Raw genomic sequence first — 19,830 nt, 5'->3', positions numbered from 1 at the left:
CACTATGGATAAAAGAATTCACCATACTCAAAGAGCATGGTGAATACTATTATTCGGCTACTACATTAACCTTGATAGTACTTGTAATTTCAGGATGAACACGAACTAATACGTCATGTACGCCCAATGTTTTCAATGGTTCTTTGATTTCGATTTTCTTTTTATCGATATCTACTTTGTATTGAGCTTTAGCAGCATCGGAAATATCTTTTGCAGTAACGGAACCGAATACGCGACCTTCTTCACCCATGCGAACTTTTACAGTTACTTCAACCTTAGTCAATTGAGCTGCCAAGATTTTAGCTTCGTCATTCGCTACAACCTTGTGGTGAGCAATGGAGTCTTGTTTTTGTTTCGCATTGTTTACATTAGTCGTTGTACCTTCAAGACCAAGACCTTTTTTAATCAATACATTACGACCATATGCATCGCTAACTTCAACGATTTCGCCTTTTTTACCAACTTTCTTAACGTCTTCTAACAATACTACTTTCATTGTTGTTCCTCCTCTTGTTCTGCGGAATGAAGCGCCTCAAGAGCATGCTCCAAGATGGCCTGCTTCGCTTCCTCTACGGTCATACCTTGTAATTGAGCACCCGCCACAGTTCTGTGACCGCCACCACCCAAGGCTTCCATTACAACTTGTACGTTTACCTTGCCTTTGGATCGAGCGCTGACGCCGATACCACCCTCATTCAAGGAATATAGTACAAAGGCTGCTTCAATATCTTCATTACTGATGAGCATATCCGCACTTTGTGCAGCCAACGCCATCATATCCTTCAAACCTTCAGGAGCTACGGAAATAGCGATCCCTTCAGTACGACTTGCTTCAAATACCATTTTAGCACGCAATTGGATAGAATCGAAGGTTTCAATAAACAATTGTTTAACTCTGTCGATATCCGCCCCTGCACGACGCAAAAATGCTGCAGCCTCAAAGGTGCGTGCACCAGTTTGTTGAACAAAGTTCTTTGTATCTAGCACGATACCTGCATAAATACCTGTGGCTTCCGCTTTTGAAAGTTTCACAGGAACGCCTGCATATTGTACAAGCTCTGTTACGAGCTCAGATGTGGACGATGCAGATGGTTCCAAATAGGTGAGCAATGGATTCTCTACAAAGTCCGCTGCACGACGATGATGGTCGATAACGATGCGTCGTTCAGAAATTTCAAGCGCCTCTTGAGCCGCCACCATTTCCTGACGATGCGTATCACACACGACAGTGAGCGTATTCGCATCTACCCATACTCTTGCAGCTTCTGCAGTAATAATATTCTCTTTCCAGAACTCTGACTCGTTAAGAACATTCACCATTTTATCGATGGCGCTAGTTTCTTTTGAAAGCGCAATGCGCACGTCTTTACCAAGTGCTCGAGCAATGGCAGCTACACCGATAATGCCACCTAAGGCATCATAGTCTTCGCGCTGATGCCCCATGATAAGGATCTTATCAGAATCAATCATAAGCTCATGGATCGCTTGAGATACAACACGAGCACGAACGCGCGTATTTTTCTCAACGCCTGCCGTATTACCACCAAAGAAGCGCGTACTTTCACCATCCATAATACACACTTGGTCACCACCGCGACCTAATGCAATATCTAAGGCTGCACGAGCACGACCAGATACATCTTTCACAGAACCTATATTTTCACTAATACCAATGGAAATCGTAGCTGGTACTTGACGAGGAGATGGTACTTTACGGATTCGTTCGAGCACTTTAAAACCATCTTCCTCCATCTCATGAAGCGCACCACGAGAAATGGCAAAGGTATACATATCATCTTGGAAGTTACGAATAAAACCTTCGTAGCGATCGATTTCATCCATAATGATATTATTTATATCTGTCCAAATACTAGTATACTCACGATCACTAAGGCCTTTTGTCAATTCTTCGAGATTATCGATTTGAATCATACCCCATACAGGTTGCCCCTCTTCGGCTTTAATACGGGCTTTTTCTAGGTCTGTAATGTCCTTGAAGTACAATGCCATCACTGCATGTTCTGCCAGTTCATCTTCACTATCAATATCTGATCGCGTATCCCGAGGATCGATAAATTTATAAATAATTTGAAAATATCGATTTTCATATTTTTCCGTCATATATCCGGACTTACCCCAGATTTTATCGATACGGAAACCAGGTAACAAGGCAGACATTTTTTGGAGCTTATTCCAGTCGACCTTAACCCAGTCAGCGAAAACACTATTATTCCACACCAATGTGCCTTGTTTATTAACAAGAACAATCCCCATTGGCAAATTTTGTAAAGCAAAATTAGAAGCTTGTGTGACATTTTTCATCATCGCACTAAACTGTTCTCTTGCTAAACGACGCCGGTTATGAAGGGTATTATAATTAACCAAATACGCCGCTACTACAATGATTAATGCTAAAATCGCAATAGCCCAATTTAAATAGGCCAGCAATAATAGCAATAATACGAGAACGGCAACAATGGTAATTTCTAAACCTTTCCATCTCCGTTGAAAGGATTTCATAACGGCCTCCTTTCTATTATGAGCTACGTTTTTCGAAACGTGCTCTCATATCTAAAAACATATCAAAAATACCATAGAAAACAAGACCATACGGACTCATTGTATATAAGAAGAAAAGAATTATAAATTGAAAGAATCCATTTACTCCATAGTTTTTCATAACTGCCATTAAACAGGTAATACCATTAACTAAGCAAATGAAAGCCCCCACAAAAGCAACATTCATTCCGATATCTTTAAGTAAACTATTATCATATCCAATATAGGATAAGCCATAAATAATAATAATCCCTATGGCTAGAACTCCAGCACCCCAAATCGGCATACGCCAAGTAGCCATGGGAGGTAATTCTCTATGAACTGTATTAGTTCGACGACCAATATAAGATACTAACTTAGCCATGATATACGTTATGATAGAGCATGCACAGAACCATAATGACAACATCATACGTTCTGCTTGAGCAAATGAATAATTAAGTTGCTGAATCATCGTATCAATCTGTTCTTGCGGTGCTGATTGCTGTCGTATAGACTCAATCATAGCTTCTTTTAACTCATTATTTACATTTTGTCCTAAGCTAATAAAATCTACAGATGCAAAACTATTAGCAACCACTAATTGTAAGAGGCCCATACCAAGCAATACAGCAGCAGGCACTAATATTAACTTTCTAAAAGACCAGTTTGCTCTAAAAGCTTCCCCCAAAAATATACTAGGCAATGAATATACTAAAATGGTAGACATAGCAATTAATGGTCCAAGAAAGAGTGTTACTAATATAAAGGCTACTATTGAGGAAGTACAGCTATATCTACTACCCCAACGGATACCAATGATAGAAATACCTGCTGGAGCTACCATAGTTGCTAGAAAAGCTGAAAACGGCATGACTGCCCCAATTATAGTCAACATAGCAACAATGGTCGATACAAAGGCAGTTTCCACCATCGCTCTTGTATTTGTTTTATTCATAAATCACCATTCTTACATAAGAAGATATATTAATTGGTATCTTTTAATTATAACAGTTTAAAACGGTAACTTCAAATACCCCATATAGTAGACGAATGCGATAGCAGTGCTATTAATGGTAGTTTTTATTGCTCTTTTAAAATGTCAAAAGTACCACACCATGAGGTGCGGTACTTTTCTGTATTATATAAGATTATACGTCTTGAATAATCGGCAAGATCATAGGACGACGACGGGTTTTATCATAGAAGAATTTACCCAATGCGTCACGTACGTTTTGCTTAATGGTTGTCCAGTCTTTGATGCGTTGCATTTCACAATCTTCAAGAACTTGTTCTACGCGGCGCTCCGCAGCAAGCATGAGTTCTTCTGCGTCACGAACGTATACGAAGCCACGAGATACGAGGTCTGGACCAGCTACGATAGTACCAGACGCTTTGTCCATCGCCATAACAACGATAACCATACCTTCTTGTGCCAATTGTTGACGGTCGCGGATAACGATATTACCTACGTCACCAACGCCAAGGCCATCAACGAAGATAGCGCCAGCTTGTACGCGTCCACCTTTACGACCACCATCTTTATCAAATTCAAAGATTTGACCATTATCGCCGATAAGGACTTTCTTAGGATCTACGCCCATAGCCACACCAAGTTCACCATGACGACGCAACATACGGTACTCACCATGAACTGGGATAAAGTATTCTGGACGAACAAGGTTAAGCATTGTTTTAAGCTCTTCTTGGCTCGCATGACCAGATACGTGGATACCACGGTCTTTACCATATACCACATTACAACCTAAACGAAGTAAGTTATCGATAGTTCTACCTACAGCACCTTCGTTGCCTGGAATTGGTGTAGCGGAGATGATAACAGTATCATTCGGTGCCAATTCTACAGTGCGATGATTGCTTGTTGCCATACGGGACAAGCCTGCCATCGGTTCACCTTGAGAACCAGTCGTTAAGATCATGATTTGGTCATCTGTGTAGTTGTGCATTACATCTACATCGATGATTGTATTTGGTGGAATATTCAAGTATCCGCGTTCTTGGGCAATTTCTGTAACATTGACCATGCTGCGGCCCATAACTACAACCTTACGGTTGAACATAACCGCCGCATCAATAGCTTGTTGGATACGGGATACGTTGGATGCGAATGTTGCCAAAACAACGCGGCCTTTTGCTTCTCCAACAGCTTGTTTAATCGCAGGACCTACGGAACTTTCAGAACCAGTAGTACCTGGTTTTTCTACATTTGTAGAGTCCGATAATAGCGCTAATACGCCTTTGTTACCGAGCTCAGCAAATTTGTGCATATCCATCAAACGGCCATCAACTGGGGTTTGGTCAATTTTAAAGTCCCCTGTATGAAGAACCGTCCCGATTGGTGTATTAAAGTATACAGCGCAGGAGTCAGGAATGGAGTGATTTGTTTGGATGAAACCAACAGTCACTTGACCAATTTGAACTTCATCGCCGGCAGCAATCGTACGCAGACATTTTGGAGATACCTTATGTTCTTTAAACTTGCCTTCGATTAATCCACAAACGAGGTTTGTTGCGTATACTGGGCAACTAATTTCTTTCATAAGGTATGCCAAAGAACCGATATGATCCTCATGACCATGAGTAATTACGACAGCTTTCACGCGGTCTTTATTCTCGATGATATAGCTCATATCAGGAATAACGATATCTACGCCAAGCATATCTTCACTAGGGAATGCAAGCCCAGAGTCAAGAACGATGATTTCGTCCTCGTATTGGAAGATAGTCATATTTTTACCAATTTCACCAAGACCACCTAATGGAATGATTTGGAATTTTCCCTTGTTGGCGCCATTTGGTGTGCGACCGACTAATTCCACTTGTTCCTCTTGATTGTTCCAACCTGTAGAACGATTATTTGAGCGGTTATTATTGCGGTTCTGACCATTTTGACCATTGCGACCATTATTAGTACGCGTATTACGTGTATTTTCACCACGCGGTGCACGAGTTTGACGAGTTTTGCGTTCTTGACCTTCACCTTGTTCGGCATTGCGACGTGTATTTGTACGGCGAGTCGTATTAGTACGGCCACCATTCGCACTTGTGCGAGTATTTGTAGAACGGCGTTGGCGTGTTGCACCTTCACCTTCACCAGCTGTTTGTTGGCGCGTACGACCTTCGCCAGCAGGGCGACGTGTATTTGTACGGCGACGCGTTTGTTTTTGCTCGCCTTCAGCCGCAGCTGTAAGAGTAGCAGTTTTTGCTACTGTTGGTTCTGCTTTCACTTGCGCAGTAACCTGATTATCTGTTGTATTCACAGTTCCTCCTAAAATTTTGTTCATTAATTTATTTAACATAGTTTTTCTCACCTATCACTTGAATTGATCTATGCCACGAGGAAATGTCACACAAAGAAAAAGGCGCTATTATACTAGCGTCTCGTCAAATGGGCGCAAAAATGCGCTATCAAATTTTGCCGTTCCTAGTTTGTGTGCCATTTGCCGTAGCAAATGAGTATAGTGCACTATCAGATGCTTCAACCGCAAGAGACTTCTATTTTTATCTCAATCCGATACGCAGTGCAATATAGTCCGATCTGTTTTGATGAAAGCCTCACTTTCATACGTTGTGCTCATTATAACATAAAAACAACATAAACAAAAGAGTTCTACGCTTGATTCATCAAAAGTAACATAAAATTTTACTACTACTTAAAAGGGCGGCTCAAACCGAACCACCCCAAAGCATTTCATTATTTATCATCTGGCATACTTTTATAAAATCCTTCAATATGCCATTCGCCATTTTCTTCGACCAGAGATATGTAGCGTGTCATGTGCGCAGCCTCAACCGCGCCATCTCCGGGTTTAGTGACTTGCAGATCCGCTTCGTAAATGATGCGTTTCATGCTGTTTATACGAGTGATACGACTCGCACCTAAGGACCCGACAACCACCTTCGGCGCCGACTTCATAGATTCCATCCATTTTTGCTTTTCTACGGGATTCGTCTTAGTCTGATTGATAACATAGGTGAAAGCCTTATCATAGTTCTTTTCATTGACGGCATCAAAATAATCGTGTATCGCATCCCGTGCAGCTTCATCACTGCCTTGACCGACAATGATGTTCGTAAACCATCCGCCCAGCTCCAGTTCACTTTCCGGTCCCATATAACGAGCCGAAACACTGCATACGCAGATAGCACTCACCAGCAATGCAACGAGAATTCGAGTGGTGAAAGCACTGCTCGTAGGCGATACTTTCATAATAGATGCCAACCGTTTGTCAATGACGATGTTCCTTAACGCCTCACCATATTGATTGGCCTTCGGTTCACCCTTCTTACACAGTAGAGCAAATAGAATTATTGGCCCTATAAAAGGTATTAAAACAAAAAATAGATGTTCACTACTTTTACCGGTATCATGAAGGCGACGGATACATAGAGCCCCCAACGGAATTAGCAAGACTAGACCGATGATTGTCAGTAACATCCATGCCAACAGGATTAAATAAATACCCCTATGAAGCACCGCCGTAAGTCCATAAGCAAGCGCCAGAATTCCAACGATAACTAATAGCCACAACAAAAAGAACCGCAAAAATTCTCCTTTAGACGCGCGGCCATCTGAATTCATAAATTTGTGGCCTACCACATAAAGAAATGTATCCTTATAACTCAACTGATAATGCGCCAGCGGATAGATAATATCCCCTTCCGGTGCAATTCTCTCAACCTCCACCGCAGTCGTATACTGCCCGCAATGCGGACAGAACATGGCCGCCTCGTCACAATATTGACGGCAGGATTCACAATAACGTTTCATATGTAATACCTTCTATCTCAAAACTCTCTCTATATATAGCTTCAACAAGATCTTTACGGTATAAATTGGCCTATAGCTTTAGCAAAACCTTCACGGTATAAATTAACCCCACCGTTAGCGGGATGTCTAAGACCGATGGCTGAAAGACCGAATCGCCCCATCGTGTCCGCCGATTTTTGACCGACAGCGAGCACGAGCGACTTCGGTCCACCTAATTCGGTATGCAATGCCAGCAGTCTTTTCGTATATTCCCAACCTAGCTGCTGCTCCGACTCGGTCGGTGTCCGATTAGTGAGCGGTTCGTCCGCCTTATGAGGATGAAAGGGAAATATATTCCACAACAGTGCATCGTACGGATCGATTCCCTGTTCAATGATGGCACTCCATACTACCGTATCCGTAGGTTCGTTGAACCCTTGTTCCTGTTGAGTCCGTTTCAGCATTGGACTCACAGGGGAGCTAGTTCTTTGTAATGTAACAGGCGTTATTTGATGCGCCCGAATTGTTTTATGCTTATCCAACAACATGCGCTCACAGGTAATGGCAATGCCCGAAAAACGCCCGCCTTGATATCCGACAGCCTCTGCCACTACAAAGATTTTGGAGCGTCCCAACCGCGGCAACAAATACGCCGTCAAATTGTTACGACGCACCTGCGCCGCATCAAAGTCAGACCGAACAATTTCGAGGTCGGAATTCACCTCACCCCACGGATTGTGAACAAGCTCGCCTCTATATTGACCGAGCCAGTCTACAAACTGCTGTACTTTTGCTACCCGATTCGCATCAAACGAGGCCATATATTCATCAAAAGACAGCGTTTTTTCTTCCTCTGGTGCAAATAAGGACATAGGATTTCCCCCAATTTATACTACCGAACCATATAATTAATAATGCTGTATATCATGATTATCAATCCTTTATATACTGTATTTATATACTAAAGCCCATAATAATACAATCCATATATTACGATATCCAATCATAATATGTGATAATATATCTGATAATCACGCACTACATAAAATGTATGCCGTTACTATATTATAATAGCATCCATTTCTGAAAATTTGATGCGAAATTAATATTCAAAATATCCACATGCAACAAAATATAAAAAACTGTAATTTTAAAGCGACTTTAGATTCTCTACCATCAAAACGACAGGCCTCATGTAACAGCCCTGATGGTAATGAACGATCCTACTATCTTTGAAACTACAGTTTTTGTTGGACTTCTGTTGCTACTAATATATACAATCTCACATTTATATATAAAACTCGATTTTGTCTTCTTTGGCAAGTTGGAATTGTTCAAATATGTGATTTCGAATATTGACGAAGGATGCGGAGGTCCTGTCCGTCCTATCGATGAGATTGACGGGGATGATCGTTTGCACCCGTCCCGGATTGGCGGCAAGCACTACGACGCGATCCGCAAGTACCACCGCCTCTTCTATGTCATGCGTAACGAATACCACCGTTTTACCCTCTTCACGGCAGATGCGGGAGATTTCGTCCTGTAAATTAATGCGTGTCAACGCGTCGAGGGCCCCTAGCGGCTCGTCCATGAAGATAATATCCGGATCGACCGCCAGCGCCCGCGCAATGGAAACACGTTGCTGCATCCCGCCGGACAACTCCGCCGGATAGCGGTTCCGAGCATGATCGAGCCCCACCATTTTCACGTATTTATCGATAATGGCAGGTCGCTCTTCCTTTGGTACATTCTTACTTTCAAGACCCAGTTCAATATTGCTTTCCACCGTTCTCCACGGTAACAGTCCGTAATTCTGAAAAACCGTTACATACCGCAATTGGGGTGCTTTCACCTCTGCGCCATCAATGGTAATAGAACCCGAGGTAACGAGCTCAAAGCCTGCCATAGCATTTAAAAGCGTACTTTTACCGGACCCGGAAGGACCTAAGAGACAAATAAATTCACCTTGTTCAATGTCCAGATTAATATTCTCAAGGATGGTGAGTGGTTCTCCATCTTTCATAAATTCCTTGTGTGCATTGCGCACCGAAATGTAACCCATGCGTCCACCTCCTATTTCTCAATGCCCCAACGTCTATAAATCCATTTTTCGATGAGGGACACGCCCCAATCAAGCAAAAGTCCCACAAAGCCGATCGTCAGAATCGCCACCATCAGGAGGTCGTTGCGCAAATTGTTCCGCATATCGATGATGAGGAATCCAAGACCCGTCTGGGACCCTACCATTTCCCCCGTCACCAGGAATATCCACGCCGTGCCGAGCGCGATGTGAAGTCCTGATGCAATACCGGGAAACACCGCGGGCAATACAATTTTAAATAACAATTCCGGCTGCTTGATACCAAAATTTCGAGCCACCTTGATGTATACGGGATCGATATTTTGAATCGCGGACACCGTGGACAATAGAACCGGGAAAAACGCCGCAATAAAGATGATAACAATGGCAGGCGCTTGACCGATACCGAAGAACAGAACGATAAACGGCAACCATGCTACTGGCGAAATAGGACGAATCACCTGAACGATAGGATTAATATAGTTCCAAATGCCCTTATACCAACCTAAAATAAGGCCTAAAAACACACCGGCTACGACGGAAATGATATAGCCGATGAAAAAGCGCACCAAACTGTCCGCAATATCCTTGAACAATACGCCGTCCCCGATGAGTTCTCCGAACCCGAGCAGCACCTTGTACGGCGTCGGCAGCAAGGCTTCGTTAAATCCGCCGATGCGGACAACCAGCTCCCAAATCAGCCAGACCGCGACGAACGCGCCCGGTACATATGTGTATTTCTTCATGGTCTACCCCCTATGGCAACAGCGATGTATCTACAAACTCCGAATAACTCGGCACCTTTTTAATCAAATCGACATGGGTCATGTGATGCACGAGCGCATTATAACGATCCTCGGTGAGGGCCAAATCTCCAAACCCAATTACTTGCAAGGAACGCTCGATAACAGGATCCTTAAATTTCATATATTTCAAGGCAATCTCCTTTTGCGCCTCCGGATGCTCATCCAAATATGTACCTGCATCGAGATAGGCTTTTGTGAAAGTCTTCGCCAAATCGTGATGTTCATCGACGAATTGACCATTGAACACGAGGGCGCAGCAGATATTATCATGCCATAAGTGATCAGGGTCTTCAAAGACTTTTCCCGTACCCATTTCTATGGCAAGAGAACCGAAAGGCTCAGCCACGCTATACCCAGCGATTTGACCGACCGACAATGCGGACGGCATTTCAGGAGGACTCATCTCCACTATCTGTACATCCTTCTCACTAAGGCCTGCCCGTTCAAGCATGAGGTCTACGAGAATCTTTTGTGTAGATTGCTTATGAGGGATGGCAAAGGATTTGCCTTTCAAATCCTGTACAGAATTAATGTCGTTATTTACAACGATAATGTTGCCTTCCGTATGGCCTAATGCCGCTGCGCGCACATCAATTCCCTGTTCACGAGCCTTTACTCCAAGTTCAACGAGAACGGCTGCAGCGTCTACTTTACCGGTATTGAGCGCATCCATGAGTTCCGGCCAGGAACCGTATTTAACAAGCTCTACATGGACAGGACCATCCGCTGTCTCCAATTCCTTCGTAGCAAATACGGGCAGCGCATGAGTAATCGGTAAATACGCAACACGTAAAGTTTTTAATTCTTGGGCGGTCTTCGGTTTACTGTATTCATGATAACCATACGCCAACCCACTTACTACCAACAGCACGATAGCAGTGATTAGATACCAAGTTTTTTTCATAGTGTCCCCTCTTTCTACCTCACAACAAGGGGCGTTTATGACTCATGTCACTTTTTCGCATTTTTCTAAACCTTAGATGAAATAAGGCTTTAGAACACCTCGTCTTTTAAACTTAATATAACCTACTATATCAATATGTATTAATTATGTCAATAAATCATATTAATATTGTAGGTGTTATTATTTATGTACGAAAAATATCAATATGTACAGAATCATATTCTCTTTAAACAAGCATTTAACTAAGAATGACAAACATAATAAAAAGCAGGTAGCATCCGTTGAATACTACCTGCTTTTAATGTTTATTAAGTTTTCACAATTATTTGAATAGAGTCTTTTTATTTAATACGTAAACTTCAGATGTACCGGCTTCACTAGACTCAGATACATGTGGATAAATGGAGGACTGACGGAAATGCTTAATTTCCCCTTTAGGAACGATTAACATAAGTGGCTTACCAGATTCGATAATCTTGTTAAATTCCTCTTCACTTACTTGTTCCATAAGATATTTCTTCTGCCATTCAGCGCTACGTTTTTTTAATTTATCTCGATCATCCCAGCGGCTTTCATCACCATTAATCTTGATAACCTTATGGCCCGTATAATACACAACAGCCGTACTATAGCCGTTATAGTAATAGACATCCCCTTCATAGGAATCCACTACTGGAACAACATCAATATTACTACGTTGCTTAACGAATGGCTCTAAACCTTCCATAACAACTATAGAAGATATAACCATCGTACCAAGGACAATAATTGTAACTAAACGATATCCTCGTTTCGTATACCATGTATAGAACATAGCCAATATTGCCATAGCAACCACGACATAGAGCAAACAATAAAAACCCCATGGTGCGAAGAAAGAACCTGCTACATAAGCAATCCACAAAAGCAACGTCGGCCCCATAATAATCCATTTTAAGGCTCTAGATTTGCCTTTGCGAATAAGCTTCATAACGCCCAAAGCACCGATAGCACTAAATGGGACTAAGCTAACAAAGGTATATAGAGGGTATTTTGTTGCCATCAAGGTGTAGAATAGCACAATTCCAACACCCCAGGTCATATTATAGATAAACCCTGTATGACGTTGTTTGAAACCATCGATTATGCCGTAAATAACAGCACCTGTCCACGGCATAGAGGCGCCAAGGAAGATAGCGAGGTAATACCACCATACGTTATCTTCCGGATGTTCCGATTGAGTAGCACGAGTCACATTGTGAAGCCCTAAGAAGCCATTGATAAAGTCTTGACCATGAACACTGTACATGTACACATACCACGGCAAACAAACTACACAAAAGGCTAAAATGCCACGCCAATCAAAGATAGCTTTCACCATAGACCAAGAACGATTAATACCTGCAAAAACAAGTAAAATCATACCAGGCAACACAATAGCTACAGGACCTTTAGTGAGTACACCTAAAGCAGCGAATACATAAGCTACAATCATGGCATATGGTTTCTGTTCCACCAGACCCTTGTAGGAGTAAATCATGACCATCAACGTCGTATAGAGGAGCACCATATCCGTAATAACGCCATGTGCTACGGTCCAGAACATGAGAGATGTGCCTAGAACGGATGCCCCAATGAGACCAAGCGCCCACTTACCGCTCATGGTGCGCGTAGATTGATACATGGTCGCCACCGACAAAGCACCAAAAATAGCACTCGGTAGGCGCACCACCCAATCAGCAATTCCAAAGATTTTAAAGCCAAGAGCAATGAGCCAATAAATCATAATTGGTTTATCGTACCAATAAGTACCATAAATCTGCGGAGATAGCCAATCACCTGAAAGAACCATTTCCTTTGCTGTTAACGCATAATTAGATTCAACGGGATCTGTAACAGGCAACATATTATTGCCAAACATATAAAACACTAGCCACACAATAAATACGACTGGTGTTAATCGAGAGAGTTTCATAAGGGCCTCCTTATCGACGATTACGATAGTATCTAAAGCCCAGTACTACAGCTATAATGACAAATACAACGATCATAACAATCAAGAACTCATGATTGTACTCGATAAGGTCTTGCCAATTTTCACCAAGTACCTTGCCTAAGTAAACGAGCAAAATCGTCCAAGGAATCGTACCGAGTACCGTCCAGATGATGAAATGCCACATGGGATAGCGTGCCATTCCTGCAGGGAAGGAGATAAAGGTACGAACACCAGGTAAAAGTCGACCAAAAAATACAGCTACACCGCCATATTTATTAAACATCTTTTCTGCCAGTTCAAATTTATGTTCATTAAAGAATATATATTTACCATATTTCAATAATAAAGGGCGCCCACCATGCTCACCCATCCAGTAGGATACTATAGAACCAATAATACCTGCTAAGATACCTACCACCATTGTTGTATGCATATCAAATATGCCTTGAGCTATCAAATACCCCGCAAAACCAAGTACGATTTCACTTGGAATAGGCACGTTAGCATTTTCTAGAACCATTGCAATAAACATGGCCGTATAGCCATATGTTTCCATAAACGAAATAATATATTCCACTATTTTACCTCATTAAAAATCCCCATCCGGGTTCTATAATGTACTTATGCTTGTACATCATTTCGTGAAAATTTCACCCAACCATTTAGTACACTATATATTTTACCATAATAAAGAGACCCTCACCACAGGTGGGGTCTCTTTAAAGTATAAACAGTATGCAATTTTCGAAATAGCTTTTTTGCTATTGTGTACATTTCAGTAAAAACAGCTAACAATTAACTGACTATACGGTACCTAATCTACTCTGTCTAAGCAAGACCATATGGTACACATATAGGACATGTTTCTTCACTGCGAGGGCTTTGTAAAATATCCGCTTTAATACCGAACCACTCTGCTAAATTCTCTGGAGTCATCATCATATGCGGAGTTCCATCACCTACAATAGCTCCCTCTTTAAGAGCAATAATGCGGTCACTATAGCGTAAAGCTAGATTCAAATCATGGAGCACCATAACGACCATAATATTTCGTTCCCGCTGTGTGCGTTTAACTAGCTCCATCAACTCAATTTGATGACGACTGTCGAGATAGGTAGTCGGTTCATCGAGAAGTAAAATATTCGGTTCTTGCGCCAAACTTAATGAAAGCCATACGCGCTGCCGTTCACCGCCGGATAGTTCCCCTATTTGCCGATACCGATATTTCCATACATCTGTGCATTTCATCGCCTGCTCCACAGCAGCTAAATCCGCATCAGATAGTTCCTTAAAAATCGATACATACGGATTTCGTCCGGATCGAACCAACTGCTCAACTAACATTCCTTCAGGGGCGGTCGTAATTTGCGGTAACAAAGCTATATGGCGCGCTAATTCCTTTGTATTCCACGAATGTAAAGATTTTCCATCTAACGATATAGTCCCTTGTTTTATCTTGATAAGCCGCGCCAAAGCTTTCAAAAACGTTGATTTTCCCGAACCATTTGGACCGATAATAGATATTATTTCCGGTTTATCAAAGACGATGGATTGATTCTCCAGTATCAATCGTTTTCCATAGCCTACCGTTATATTATCGACGGTTAACACACTCATCTTCGCCCCACCCCTTTCAATAGATACAAGAAGAATGGAGCACCCAAAAAGCTCATCAATACGCCTACAGGAATTTCACCAGGCGCAATCATCATGCGCGCCAATGTATCTGCATAAACAATTAATATACCACCAAAGACCATAGACGTAGGAATCAAGTAACGGTAATCCACACCTACGATGAGGCGCGCCACATGAGGCACTATAAGACCTACAAATCCCAACATCCCCGACACACTCACTGCTGATGCGGCTAATAAAGAAGCTAATACGAGTAAGGACAATCGACATCTTTCAACATGCACACCTAAAGTGCGCGCCGTATCATCGCCTAAACTAAGCAATGTAAGCCATCTGATAGATATCATAGATCCAATAATTCCTATAGCCGTATAAGGCCAAATCATCATTACATCATCCCAGCTGCGCCCTACAAAACCACCTGCCATCCAGCTCACCGTTCCTTGAACACGATCCGGATAAAACACAGACAGAATCGTATTAAATCCGCCGAAAAAAGCAGCTACTGCCACACCGGCCAAGATAAGGCGCAACGGATTGAGCCCACCTTGCCAAGAAATCCCATAAACCAAAAACGATGCCACTAACGCACCAACAAAAGCGCCAATAGGAACAAGCATAACGTAAGTAGGCATGAGAATCATGATAATCATAGCCGCCAAAGCACCACCAGAGGTAATGCCGATAATTCCGGGATCCGCCAAAGGATTTCGCAAGATACCTTGTAAAATCACACCGGCTAAGGCAAGATTCATGCCAGCTAAAAACCCCACTACAACACGTGGTAAGCGTATAGTCATGATAATTTGACCAATTTTCGATGTGTCGCCACCCGTTATGATTTGGTATAATTCGCCCCAAGTTAATGGAACGGCGCCCAGTTTCATACTCAGCAACACCCCTGCTATTAACAGAATCAGCGCAGCCACAAAAACGCGTAAGCCACGACGTTCCTGCACATTAATGAGATTGTCCATATAACACCTTTTCCGCATATAATAACACTTGATCCATTCGAGCGGTCGGCACCGACGCAAACAAAGGACCCGGCAAGACCTCTATATTCCCATTAGCAACAGCAGGTACATTCTGCCATGCCGGCGTTTTAAAAGCCTTTTTAAAAGCTGCTATATCTTTCTCACCGCTACTGCCATGATTAATCAAGATAACCTTGTCACAATCAAGAACGGCCATCGTCTCCAGATTAAGTGGAATATATCCATCCAAAGCATTCTCCGATACATCCTGCGGCAAATATACATCAGCCACATTTTTTGCCCCTAATCTTTGGAAAATATCTCCCACATATGTTTTACTGGAGGCTAGTTGGTAACTCGTAGGTGTCCCAAAAACGATGAGGACACGCGGTGCAGACTCATCTTTATGACGCTGTATGATTTCCGTTAGGATATCATTATATTTCTGGACCAACGCAGCCGCCTCCCTATCATGACCAGTCATGGTGCCCACATGTCGAATATGGTCCATGATGTCATCATAATTGGAGGATAAGTGGTAAAAGCTAGGAATATGATTCGCATTAAAAGCTTTGCGCAACGCCGTTTGAAACGGCATGGCAATGCCGATAACGAGATTCGGGTCGGACATAATAATTCGTTCAATACTTGGAGATACAGCACTATTCATATTCGGATACTGTGCAATTTTAGCCTGCACCTCTGTCGGTAACTCCCTTGAATTTACTACGCCTACGGGGCTAACACCTAAAGTGATAAGCAATTCACTATCCGCCGAAGAAATGGATACTACACGACTTGCTATGTTTGGCAACGACACAATTTGCTTCGTATCATCTTCAATCTGAATAGCACCAGCCTCGCTGAATACCTCTCGCTTGCCTTCAAAGCTCATAACCGTAGTGAAAGTTCCCACAACGGCAACAAGCCCCAATAAACATAATAATGGCTTATTGATAATGATCACCTCGCAGATTACTTATGCAAGCTAAACCTCATACATTATAGTTTCAAATTAATGCCACTATATTACATACACCCATACATATGCATGTATTTCATTCATACATTAAGGCCTCAGCATTTCATGCGTACATTAATATCTCACTATTACATACGCAAGTTAAGGCCCATGCGATAAGTAGCGCCATGAATATCCCGTAAGTCTTGTTTTTCGCCAAATATATTTTCAACCCCTACATACATGGATGCATTATCATTCAACTGACGAGTCACCATAACATTCCAAGTTTGAATGTTTTTCTTCTTCGGAATGCTGAGACGTGGGTTAACAACGATAGCATCAATGCCATCAAGGTAGTTAATATAATAATTACCCCAGAACGCGCCAGTCCAGCGACCTTGATGATAATTAACACCACCACTAAATACATGACGACCACGGTTTAACAGACGATTATGGGTAACGTCATTCTTCGCATCCAAATAAGTATAGTTACCGAATACATCCCATTTATCATTGAGTCTATGATTTACAGATAATTCCACACCTTGCAATACAGCACGAGGTAAATTGGAATACGAAACATAAATACGGCGATTCGCTATATCAATACGATTGGCACCGCTTTCAATATAATTTTTAATAACATTGTGGAAATAGGACGCCTTAACATTTGTCCGTTTCCAATCTTTTTCTACAGAGAAATCAAAGTTATAAGAGCTTTCAGGTTTCAAATTAGGATTACCTTGCAAATATATATCGAAAGCCCCTAATCGCCCTCTTGGCACATTAGATGCCATAAGCCAATGATGATACATTTCCGTCATACCAGGTGTGGAGTAGCCTGCACCATAGTTCATTTTAAAGCGAAGACTATCATTTGCTTTATAGGTAACACCAATCTTAGGCGACCAATGGCTATCAAATGCATTTGACGTATCGTAGCGAACAGCAGGAATAATTACCCATTTACGACTAGGTTTCCATTGATGTTGCACAAAGTAACTACCGTAATTAATGGTTGCCTTACCCGCAGTATCTGTAATGCCTTCTCGAGTTCTTGACCATGCTATGGAGCCGTTATTAATACGCGTACTAATCGCTTCTTGACGGCGGAATTGAACGCCATAAGTCAAGAGATTCTTCTTATCGATTGATGTGTTAACCTGTGCGTCTGTAATCCATTCTTTATTATAATATTCATCCCAAATGGATAGTTTTTTTATGCCACCCGTGCGCTTATATTGATCATAGGTGTCTTTGTAATGATTGTAGTAAGACTGCACCATAAGCGATGACCGACCACGACGACCATTCCAACGAAGACCTGTGCTTGTAGTAGTCGTATTTTTATCAACCGATTGAGTTAATGAGCTACCCTTTTTCGTATTCATATCCAAGTCTTCAGTTTCTCGATCTATAAAGAAGGAAAATTTATCCCTTTTTCCCGCTTGATAAGATACGTCAAAATGAAGCGGTATCCGATCACCATGATAATTATTATCCGAGCCAGAATCATTATTACCCGCTATATTCCTGCGAATACCAGCACCGACCGATCCGTTCCACTTTCCTTTTTGCCCACTACGAGCCAATACATTGAAGTTATATCCCGTCGCACTCGATGCATCACGACGAGAGATTTCAGTATTAACCTCTACACTTGGCTTTCTGGATTGCTTTGTAATAATATTAATAACCCCGCCGTTCGCCTCAGAACCATAAAGGGCACTCGACGGACCACGCGTTATTTCGATGCGTTCCACATTATCCATGCCTTGACGAAGCCAGCCCATGGCATTAGCTCTCGTTTTCGTCAACTCTCCCGTAACACGTCGTCCATCAATAAGAATTAATGTATGACGAGATTCGGCACCACGCATCGTAATATTTTGTCCACCGTGGGCATCGGTGCTGAAAGCAACGCCTGGCACACTTTGTAAGGCTTGCTCTAAATTACGATATTGGCGACTTTTAATTTCTTCTTGTGAAATAATCGTTGTCGCAATTGGCACATCGCGAACTAATGCCTCCGTACGAGTAGCGGTAACCGTAATATCTTTCATACGTCTCGACTGCTCATCACTCGGATTATTTTGAGATTCATTCATACTAACTACACTTGTAGAACTATTATTTTCTGCACCTACCACACCTGCAGCAGACGTTAGATATACAACACACAATAGTGCTGCCCATGACTTTCTCATCACACACCTCCAGAAAATATATTAGGGCTCTAATAGTATAAAACGATATCTAATCTCAATTATATATTTATCAGGAATAACTATCAATATTATTTTATGATATTAAAGTAATATATATGCAAAAAAACTAGCATCTATAAAGATACTAGTTTTTCATTATACTTACAGATTATAGTGAATTGTGATATCTGCATATTGTTGTATACCTGTAGAATTTTCAGCACCGCCTACACTATAAGCATATTCCCTAGCATGTTCTGTTAATATAGGATCATCAGAATTAAGAACTTCCACACTGGCAACACTGCCACCTGGGGCAAAATAAATTCTTAGTGTTACATCACCTTGAATTCCCATAGCGTATGCATCTGTAGGGTAATTACTATTAATTGCACTTTGTAAATTACTCCAATACCCATCATAGCTAAATACGCCACCACCACCGACATCTGCTTCAGTGCCTCCGGTACCTTCACGATCGCTAAGCCCTTCTCCACTTCCTGTTGATGCATACCCAATTCCAGGACCTTCAGGCCCTACAAGGCCACTCCCGGTATCACTACCTACAGAAGATTGTTTAACGGTAGAGTTTTCACCGGCACGCGCTTGTTGACTGGACGGACTTACATCACTTTTTGTAGGAACAGCAGAGTTCCCATTTTGTCCTCCGTGACCGGCTCCACCGTTATCAGGTTGAACTTTATTATTTTCCAATTCTTTTTGGTATTGAAGTTCATGAACCTTCTCTTCTTTAATCTGCTCTTTAATTTCTTCTACTTGTTTCTCCGCTTCCTGTTCCGTTAGAAAATTAATTTGCAAAGATCCGGTCATTTGAGATTCGATGTAATCAGAAAAGGAAATAAAAGCAACACCAACCGTAATAATGCTGATAATAGTAGCAATAACAAAGGCTTTTTTATAAGTCATATGTGGATATTTCCACACATCTACATATTTTTTTGGCATA

At 41.9% G+C, this 19,830-nt stretch carries 16 protein-coding genes; all 16 read right to left on the bottom strand.

Annotated elements, in window-relative coordinates; translation table 11 throughout:
• Positions 1–49: 49 nt before the first annotated feature.
• Positions 50–496 (bottom strand): 50S ribosomal protein L9, encoded by a 447-nt coding sequence (gene rplI / locus E6X37_RS07435; RefSeq protein WP_009352526.1) that lies wholly within the window; start codon positions 494–496, stop codon positions 50–52.
• A complete protein-coding gene (locus E6X37_RS07430; protein ID WP_316689713.1) occupies positions 493–2,520 on the bottom strand; it encodes a DHH family phosphoesterase in 2,028 nt (675 codons plus the stop codon). Before E6X37_RS07430 ends, rplI begins: the two co-directional genes overlap by 4 nt.
• Before the next feature lie 16 nt (positions 2,521–2,536).
• Entirely contained in the window at positions 2,537–3,496 is a 960-nt protein-coding gene (locus E6X37_RS07425; protein WP_077707766.1) for a DUF2232 domain-containing protein, read from the bottom strand.
• A gap of 193 nt (positions 3,497–3,689) precedes the next feature.
• Complete coding sequence (locus E6X37_RS07420; protein ID WP_083791382.1) at positions 3,690–5,858, bottom strand: ribonuclease J; 2,169 nt, start codon at positions 5,856–5,858, stop codon at positions 3,690–3,692.
• Between the two features lie 395 nt (positions 5,859–6,253).
• Positions 6,254–7,330, bottom strand: a complete 1,077-nt coding sequence (locus tag E6X37_RS07415) for a DUF805 domain-containing protein (protein ID WP_058948253.1) — start codon at positions 7,328–7,330, stop codon at positions 6,254–6,256.
• A 53-nt stretch (positions 7,331–7,383) separates the two neighbouring features.
• The gene (locus E6X37_RS07410; protein WP_195213347.1) at positions 7,384–8,181 is read right to left on the bottom strand and encodes a uracil-DNA glycosylase; all 798 of its coding nucleotides are present in this window, start codon (positions 8,179–8,181) and stop codon (positions 7,384–7,386) included.
• Between the two features lie 416 nt (positions 8,182–8,597).
• On the bottom strand, positions 8,598–9,371 hold the full coding sequence (locus tag E6X37_RS07405) for an ABC transporter ATP-binding protein (RefSeq protein ID WP_004694688.1): 774 nt from the start codon (positions 9,369–9,371) through the stop codon (positions 8,598–8,600).
• Between the two features lie 11 nt (positions 9,372–9,382).
• On the bottom strand, positions 9,383–10,135 hold the full coding sequence (locus E6X37_RS07400) for an ABC transporter permease (protein ID WP_004694686.1): 753 nt from the start codon (positions 10,133–10,135) through the stop codon (positions 9,383–9,385).
• 10 nt (positions 10,136–10,145) lie between these two features.
• Complete coding sequence (locus E6X37_RS07395; protein WP_004694684.1) at positions 10,146–11,099, bottom strand: ABC transporter substrate-binding protein; 954 nt, start codon at positions 11,097–11,099, stop codon at positions 10,146–10,148.
• 322 nt (positions 11,100–11,421) lie between these two features.
• Positions 11,422–13,053, bottom strand: a complete 1,632-nt coding sequence (locus tag E6X37_RS07390) for an ArnT family glycosyltransferase (protein WP_058948257.1) — start codon at positions 13,051–13,053, stop codon at positions 11,422–11,424.
• Positions 13,054–13,063: 10 nt separating this feature from the next.
• A complete protein-coding gene (locus E6X37_RS07385; RefSeq protein WP_278618267.1) occupies positions 13,064–13,651 on the bottom strand; it encodes a DedA family protein in 588 nt (195 codons plus the stop codon).
• 251 nt (positions 13,652–13,902) lie between these two features.
• Positions 13,903–14,691: an ABC transporter ATP-binding protein gene (locus E6X37_RS07380; RefSeq protein WP_195394715.1), complete on the bottom strand. Its 789-nt coding sequence runs from the start codon at positions 14,689–14,691 to the stop codon at positions 13,903–13,905.
• Positions 14,688–15,689, bottom strand: coding sequence for a FecCD family ABC transporter permease (locus E6X37_RS07375; RefSeq protein ID WP_008602154.1), 1,002 nt, complete (start codon positions 15,687–15,689; stop codon positions 14,688–14,690). Before E6X37_RS07375 ends, E6X37_RS07380 begins: the two co-directional genes overlap by 4 nt.
• Complete coding sequence (locus E6X37_RS07370; RefSeq protein ID WP_287528754.1) at positions 15,673–16,656, bottom strand: ABC transporter substrate-binding protein; 984 nt, start codon at positions 16,654–16,656, stop codon at positions 15,673–15,675. Before E6X37_RS07370 ends, E6X37_RS07375 begins: the two co-directional genes overlap by 17 nt.
• Positions 16,657–16,799: 143 nt before the next feature.
• Entirely contained in the window at positions 16,800–18,863 is a 2,064-nt protein-coding gene (locus E6X37_RS07365; protein ID WP_316689712.1) for a TonB-dependent receptor plug domain-containing protein, read from the bottom strand.
• A 162-nt stretch (positions 18,864–19,025) separates the two neighbouring features.
• Positions 19,026–19,829, bottom strand: a complete 804-nt coding sequence (gene tolA / locus E6X37_RS07360) for a cell envelope integrity protein TolA (protein WP_287533173.1) — start codon at positions 19,827–19,829, stop codon at positions 19,026–19,028.
• Between the last annotated feature and the right edge of the window lies 1 nt (position 19,830).

The organism is Veillonella parvula (genome assembly GCF_032550495.1).
Classification (GTDB): Bacteria; Bacillota; Negativicutes; order Veillonellales; family Veillonellaceae; genus Veillonella; species Veillonella parvula_G.
Note: the sequence above shows the minus strand (reverse complement) of the source record. Positions and strands in the feature narration are given on the sequence as shown.